The sequence below is a fragment of the Streptomyces caeni genome (assembly GCF_042678285.1).
Classification (GTDB): domain Bacteria; phylum Actinomycetota; class Actinomycetes; order Streptomycetales; family Streptomycetaceae; genus Streptomyces; species Streptomyces caeni.
This window is the reverse complement of the sequence record NZ_JBHUDX010000005.1, coordinates 108,243-114,434: the sequence shown is the minus strand read 5'-3', so window position 1 is coordinate 114,434 and position 6,192 is coordinate 108,243. Positions and strand designations below refer to the sequence as shown.

Sequence of the window (6,192 nt, the reverse complement as noted above, 5' to 3'; positions counted from 1 at the left end):
TCGGAGACGTCACCACCCTCACCGACTCGACGGTGATGGACCTGATCCAGGCGAACCTTCCCGCCGCATCGGCGGAAGACTGACGAGGAACAAGAAGAGACATGCGCATCGTCCTGATCGGCCCACCGGGGGCGGGGAAGGGCACCCAGGCCCGGATCCTCACCGAACGGCTGTCCGTACCGGCCGTCTCCAGCGGCGACCTGCTGCGCGCCGAGATCCGTGAGGGCACCGTGCTCGGGCAGCTCGCCAAGCAGCACACGGACGCCGGTGAGCTGGTGCCCGACGAGGTGACCACCACCATGGTCACCCGTCGCCTGGGCGAGCCGGACGCGGTGGGCGGCTTCCTGCTCGACGGCTTCCCCCGGACCGTACGGCAGGCCGCACTGCTCGAAGAGTCCCTGGCCGAGGGCGAAACCACGCTGGACGCGGTGCTCGCCTTCGACATGCCGGACGACGAGATCGTGCAGCGGCTGACGGGGCGGCGGATCTGCCCGGGATGCGGGACGACCGTGCACGTCGTGTTCTCTCCGCCCCGGGTGCCCGGGCGGTGCGACGCCTGTGGGAACGAGCTGACCCGGCGGGCCGACGACACCGAGGAGACGGTTCTGCGTCGCCTCGCCGTCTACGCGGAGCAGACCGTGCCGCTCCTGCGGTGGTACGCGGACCGGGGGCTGCTGCTGCGGGTGGATGCCATGGGGACGGTGCCGGAGATCTCCGACCGGGTGTGCGCGGCGCTGGCGCTGACGACGCCGTAGGCGCGCCATGACCCGCCGCGACCGGCTGCGCGACGAAGGGCAGCCGGTCACGGTGTCGGCGGCGGGGGGCCGGAGGCAGGATCCGGCCCCCCGCCGCGCACCTTCATTCTTTCGCCGCGACCTCCTCCAGGAGCTGGGGGCCGTTGGTGCGGACGCTGTTGACGGCCGTGGAGACGGGCCTGGTGTCCAGATGGCCGTCCGCGGGCGGCACCAGCAGCGCGCGGAGCTCGTCGGGGTCCCGGTGGCCGGGGTCGAGCCAGGCGTCGTAGTGGTCCGGGGCGAGGGCCAGCGGCATGCGGGGGTGGATACGGCCGGCCGCGTCGGTGGCCTCGGTGGTGATGACGGTGCAGGTCATCAGCCAGGCTGCGGGGTCGTCGTCCCGTTCGGCCGCCGGATCGCGCCAGTACTCGTACAGCCCGGCGAGCGCCATCACCTGCCCGTCCTCGGGATGGATGAAGTAGGGCTGTTTCCGGGTCTTTCCGGTGTCCCGCGCCGTGATCTGCTGCCACTCGTAGAAGCCGTCGGCCGGCAGCAGACAGCGGCGTCCGGCGAACGCGCGGCGGAAGGCGGGCTTCTCGTGCACGGTCTCGACCCGCGCGTTGATCAGCCGGGCACCGATCTTCGTGTCCTTCGCCCAGGACGGCACCAGGCCCCAGCGCACCGACCGCAGTTGCCGGCGCACCGTCGACGTGTCCCCCGCGTGCCGTGGGGCGCGCTCCAGGACGGCCCACACGTCGTCGGTCGGGGCCACGTTCCAGTTCGGCGCCAGTGCTTCCTCGGGGCGCCAGTCCGTGACGTGGAAGAGCCGGACCAGGTCCTCGGGGCTGCGGGTGGAGACATAGCGGCCGCACATACCGCCACTGTGCCACGGTGACGCCGGGCCGCCCTCCCGGCAGCGGCCCTCGGCATCCGTGTCGGGGGGCACGGCCCGCGGGCCCCGGTGGCGGTCGGCCGTGCGGCCGGCCCGCTCAGGGCAGCCGGCGCAGGACGCCCACCACCTTGCCGAGAATGATCGCCTGTTCGCCGGGGATCGGCTCGTACGCGGGGTTGCGGGGCATCAGCCACACCTGGCCGTCCTTGCGGCGCAACTGCTTGACGGTGGCCTCGTCGTCCAGGAGGGCCGCGACGATGTCGCCGTGGTCGGCGCTGTCCTGGCGGCGGACGGTGACGATGTCCCCGTCGCAGATCGCCGCGTCGATCATGCTGTCGCCGGACACGGTGAGCGCGAACAGCTCTCCCTCTCCGACGATCTGACGCGGCAGCAGGTAGACGTCCTCGACCATCTCCTCCGCGAGCAGGGGCGCGCCGGCGGCGATCCGCCCGACCAGGGGCACTTCCGCCGGCGGCTCCGCCCGGGAGTCGAGGTCGGGGGCCCAGGAGGGCCGCACCCGGTAGGCGCGCGGCCGGTTGGGGTCGCGGTACAGAACGCCCTTGCGTTCCAGCACCATCAGCTGATGGGCGACGGAGGAGGTGCTCGCGAGGTCCACCGCCTGCCCGATCTCCCGCATCGACGGCGGGTAGCCCTGTCGCCGGACGGTGTCCGTGATGAACCGGACGATGTCCTCCTGGCGGCGGGTCAGCTCCCCCTCGACGGTGCGGATACCCGGCGGCCGGCCCCGGCGTGCTGGTCGGCTGTTCGTCATTCCCGGCCCTTCCGTCAAGATCTCGCGAACGCGACCATAACCCGTCGTCGCTCACCCGTGGAACGGACTGCGGGAAATCATGGCGGCGATGACGGACGTCACGGCCGGACCGCGGCCCGCCGTCGACCGGATCGGCCCTTCGGGCGCCCTGCCGTCGCCTTCCTTAATCGGTCGGACTGGTATGTTCGATCAGGGAGGCGGTCATGGTGACTCAGGTCCGTAAGACGAAGTCCGTGGAGAGGATCCTCACCGCGGCGGCCGATCTGTTCTACGTCCATGGGCTCCGCGGAGTGGGCATCGAGCAGGTCATCGAGGCCTCGGGCGTCGCGAAGTCGACGCTGTACGTGCACTTCCGCACCAAGGAGGAGCTCGTCGCGGCGTATCTGCGCAGGACCGACGACTCCTGGAGGGCGCAGCTGCAGAGCGCCGCCGCGGCCGCGGGTGATGACGCGCGCGACCAGCTCGTCGGGCTGTTCGACGCGCTGACGGCCGCTTTCGAGCGCCACGGCTTCTTCGGGTGCCCCTTCGTCAGCGCGGCGGTCGAGGCCGATCCGGACTCGGAGGCCCGGGCCATCACCGTGGAGCACACCCGGCGCCGCCAGGCGTGGCTGACCGAGCTGAGCGCCGCGGCGGGAGCCGAGAACCCCGCGGCGCTCGCCCGGCACATCGGCCTGCTGATCGACGGCGCCTTGACGTCCGGCCGTCTGCTGCAGGACCGCGCGGTCGTCGAGGAGGCGAAGTCCGCGGCACGGCGCCTGGTCGCCGGCCAGACCTGATCGCGTCCCGCCGCCCCCGCGTCGCCGCCCGGCGCCCCCGCGCCCCTGCCTCCCGGCGCCCTCACTCCTCGACGTCGACGACGACCTTGCCCTCGGCGGTGCCGCTCTCCACCGCGGCGTGGGCGTCCATGACGGTGGAGAGGGTGAAGTGCCGGGGGTCGAGGAGCGGCTTGAGCGCTCCCTCGTCCGCGAGCGCCGCGGCCTCGCGCAGGATGTCGCCGTGGTGCTCCCGGCCGCGGCCGGTGAGCATGGGCAGCAGCGTGAACACGCCGGAGTAGGTGGCTCCCCGGAACGACAGCGGGGCGAGGCTGTGGCTGCCCCAGCCCAGGGCGCTGACGACATGGCCGGTGTAGGTGCGGACCGCGGCGAAGGACGCGTCGAGCGTCGTACCGCCGACGGTGTCGAAGACGATGTCGAAGCCCTCGCCCCCGGTGTGCTCCGCAACGTAGTCCTCGACGGACGTGGCGGTGTAGTCGACCGCGGTGGCCCCCAGCCGCCGAATGGTCTCCAGGCTCGCGGTGGATCCCGTCGCGAAGACCTCGGCACCACGGGCGCGGGCGATCTGGACGGCGACGTGGCCGATCCCTCCGGCCCCGCCGTGGATCAGGACCTTCTGCCCCGAGTGGACACCGGCGCGGTCGACCAGGCCCTCCCAGGCCGTGATGACCACGAGCGGCAGGGCCGCCGCTTCACGCAGGGTCATGGAGGCCGGCCTGGGTGCGAGCAGCCTGGCGTCCACGGCCGCGTACTCGGCGAGCGAGCCCTGCAGGTCGCCCACGCCACCGGTGAGCCCGTAGACCTCGTCGCCCGGCGCGAAGCCCGTGACGTCGGGGCCGGTCTCCTCCACCACGCCCGCCAGGTCCAGACCCAGCACCGCGGGCAGGCGGCTTTGCGCATGGGCGGCCCTGCCCGCGCGGATCTTGGTGTCCAGAGGGTTCACACCGCTGGCCTCGACCCGCACCAGCACCTGCCCCGGCCCCGGGACCGGGTCCTCGACCCGGGCCAGGACCAGCGGAGTGCCGAACTGCTCCAGAACTACTGCGCGCATGGCGGTGCCTCTTCTCTCCGCGCCGTGTTGCCGTGCCGGCGCCTTCCGGGGCGCGGTGGTGGCCGCGACAGTGACCGTCCCCCTTAATCAAACAAACTAGTACGTTCGATTAAGGGGGGCAAGTGCCGCGGGACCGCCCCGGCGCCGGCACCCGCCACCGCCGTCGGACCCGGCCACTGATCCATCGCGCCGGGTCAGCAGGCGCTGGGCGCGGGCCGGGCCCGGGGCAGACACCGCCGCGTAGCGCCGGCGCCGGGCGCATCCGCCTCCCCGGGCGAAGGCCTCCGGGGAGGTTCGACGCGACCAGCCCGTCGGGGCCCGCGCCGATCACCACGGTTGGGCCCGCGCCGATCACCACGGGGTCCGGCATCGCCGCCTCCTCCGCCCCCCTGCCGCGGTCGCGGCGCACGTGCTCTGCTGCGCCCGGGTCAGTCGTGTGAGGCCCGGTCACCGGCCGCCTCGCGGAGTCGGGCCCGGCCGGGCGAGCATCGCGCGGTGCCGCAGCATCGACGGTCACCAGGCTGTACGGGCCCCAGGGACGCGGGCCGAGGGCGATCCGCGCCGTGCCCAGGCGGCCGACGTGGGCCACACGCGCCTCCCGTCTCGGCCCGAGCGGGTGAGCACGTGGCGAGTGCCCCCTCCCGCCGGGATCAAGTGGCCCCCTCCCGCCGGGATCAGCCGAGCCGGTGCGCCGGCCCCGGGGTGACCGCGGCGCCGGGCCCCGCGGGAAGCAGTCCGAGGCGGGACAGTGCCCCTGTCAGCCAGGCGGCCGGGACCGCCGCGAGGGCCGCCGGCGCCGACGGCGGCCCGTGCTCGCCGGTTCCCTCGACCGCGGCCGCCAGCCATGCCGTGCGGGCCAGGCGGTCCGAGAGCGGCTTCAGAGCCGAGTGGAGGAACGTGGCGGTGGTGATGGCGGTCAGGGCGACGCCCCAGCCGACCGGGCCGAGGGGAGTTGATCCGAAGAACCGGCTGACGCCCGGGGTCTGGATGATGCCGACGAGCACGGCGGCCGAACCCACGGTGGCGGCGAGCACCTGGCGGTCCGCGCCGCCGCTGGTGAGGGTCTGCGCGAGCTGCGTACCGACCAGGGCCACCAGCGCCACCGTGCCGGCGCGGCGCCGCGTGCCGGTGAAGCGGGCGGCCGTCCAGGCGAGTCCGGCACCCAGCGCAGTGGTCAGTCCGCGCTGCAGCATCTCCCGGGTCAGCGCGGTGCCCAGCGAGTGGTGGGGGCCCTCCTGGAGGAGCTGTTCCCCGGTGCTCTCGGCCGGTGTGCGTACGGCGATGGAGAGGGCGGGAGCGAGGTCCGTGAGAAGGTTGACCAGCATGATCTGACGGGCGCTCAGCGGTGAGCCGCCGGCCAGCGCGGAGGCGAGCACCCCGAAGGTGACCTCGCCGAGGTTGCCACCGATCAGGATGGCCAGCGCGGTCCTGACGGAGGTCCACATCGCCCGGCCCTCGGTCAGGGCGGTGACGATCGTCTCCAGCCGGTCGTCACCGATGACCAGGTCGGCGGCGGCCGTGGCCGCGGGAGTGCCGCGGCGTCCCAGGGCGATGCCGACGTCCGCGAGGCGGATGGCCGGGGCGTCGTTGGCGCCGTCGCCGGTCATCGCCACGACCCGGCCGAGGCGCTGGAAGGCCTGGACGATGCGGACCTTGTGGTGCGGTGTGCACCGGGCGACGATGTCGACCGTCGGCAGCAGCGCGTCGAGCGCGTCGTCGTCGAGGGCGTCCAGCTCCGGCCCGGTGCACACCGTCTGGTCCGGCTCGCCGGTCACCGATGCGGCGATGGCCTCGGCGGTGGCGGCGTGGTCCCCGGTGAGCAGGACGGTGTGCACCCCGGCCGCGCGCAGCCGGGCGGTGGCCGGTGCCGCCCCGGGGCGTACCGGGTCGGCCAGCACGACGAACCCGGCGAAGACCAGGTCCCGCACCGCGTCGTCGGTGAGCTCCTCGCCCGGCCGCAGGGTCCGTTC

At 73.8% G+C, this 6,192-nt stretch carries 6 protein-coding genes; 2 read left to right on the top strand and 4 right to left on the bottom strand.

Annotated features, from left to right (window positions below):
- Positions 1 to 101: 101 nt before the first annotated feature.
- Positions 102 to 755: an adenylate kinase gene (locus ACFSL4_RS02855; RefSeq protein ID WP_381077957.1), complete on the top strand. Its 654-nt coding sequence runs from the start codon at positions 102 to 104 to the stop codon at positions 753 to 755.
- Positions 756 to 858: 103 nt separating this feature from the next.
- On the opposite strand, the gene ACFSL4_RS02850 is transcribed toward ACFSL4_RS02855, so the two are convergent.
- Both ACFSL4_RS02850 and lexA read right to left on the bottom strand, forming a co-directional pair.
- Positions 859 to 1,608: an SOS response-associated peptidase gene (locus tag ACFSL4_RS02850; RefSeq protein WP_381077954.1), complete on the bottom strand. Its 750-nt coding sequence runs from the start codon at positions 1,606 to 1,608 to the stop codon at positions 859 to 861.
- Between the two features lie 115 nt (positions 1,609 to 1,723).
- Positions 1,724 to 2,398, bottom strand: a complete 675-nt coding sequence (gene lexA / locus ACFSL4_RS02845) for a transcriptional repressor LexA (RefSeq protein WP_381077951.1) — start codon at positions 2,396 to 2,398, stop codon at positions 1,724 to 1,726.
- Between the two features lie 203 nt (positions 2,399 to 2,601).
- On the opposite strand from lexA, the gene ACFSL4_RS02840 reads away from it, so the two are divergent.
- Positions 2,602 to 3,174 (top strand): TetR/AcrR family transcriptional regulator, encoded by a 573-nt coding sequence (locus ACFSL4_RS02840; RefSeq protein ID WP_381077948.1) that lies wholly within the window; start codon positions 2,602 to 2,604, stop codon positions 3,172 to 3,174.
- A 61-nt stretch (positions 3,175 to 3,235) separates the two neighbouring features.
- On the opposite strand, the gene ACFSL4_RS02835 is transcribed toward ACFSL4_RS02840, so the two are convergent.
- Entirely contained in the window at positions 3,236 to 4,222 is a 987-nt protein-coding gene (locus tag ACFSL4_RS02835; protein ID WP_381077945.1) for a zinc-dependent alcohol dehydrogenase family protein, read from the bottom strand.
- A gap of 674 nt (positions 4,223 to 4,896) precedes the next feature.
- Positions 4,897 to 6,192: HAD-IC family P-type ATPase (locus ACFSL4_RS02830; RefSeq protein ID WP_381077942.1), on the bottom strand; the 1,296-nt coding region annotated here is incomplete at its 5' end.

What these genes read in the sequence shown, in the direction of transcription:
- lexA (WP_381077951.1), bottom strand. Translation starts at nt 2,398, where the DNA reads ATGACGAACAGCCGACCAGCACGCCGGGGCCGGCCGCCGGGTATCCGC.
- ACFSL4_RS02840 (WP_381077948.1), top strand. Translation starts at nt 2,602, where the DNA reads ATGGTGACTCAGGTCCGTAAGACGAAGTCCGTGGAGAGGATCCTCACC.
- ACFSL4_RS02835 (WP_381077945.1), bottom strand. Translation starts at nt 4,222, where the DNA reads ATGCGCGCAGTAGTTCTGGAGCAGTTCGGCACTCCGCTGGTCCTGGCC.
- ACFSL4_RS02855 (WP_381077957.1), top strand. Translation starts at nt 102, where the DNA reads ATGCGCATCGTCCTGATCGGCCCACCGGGGGCGGGGAAGGGCACCCAG.
- ACFSL4_RS02850 (WP_381077954.1), bottom strand. Translation starts at nt 1,608, where the DNA reads ATGTGCGGCCGCTATGTCTCCACCCGCAGCCCCGAGGACCTGGTCCGG.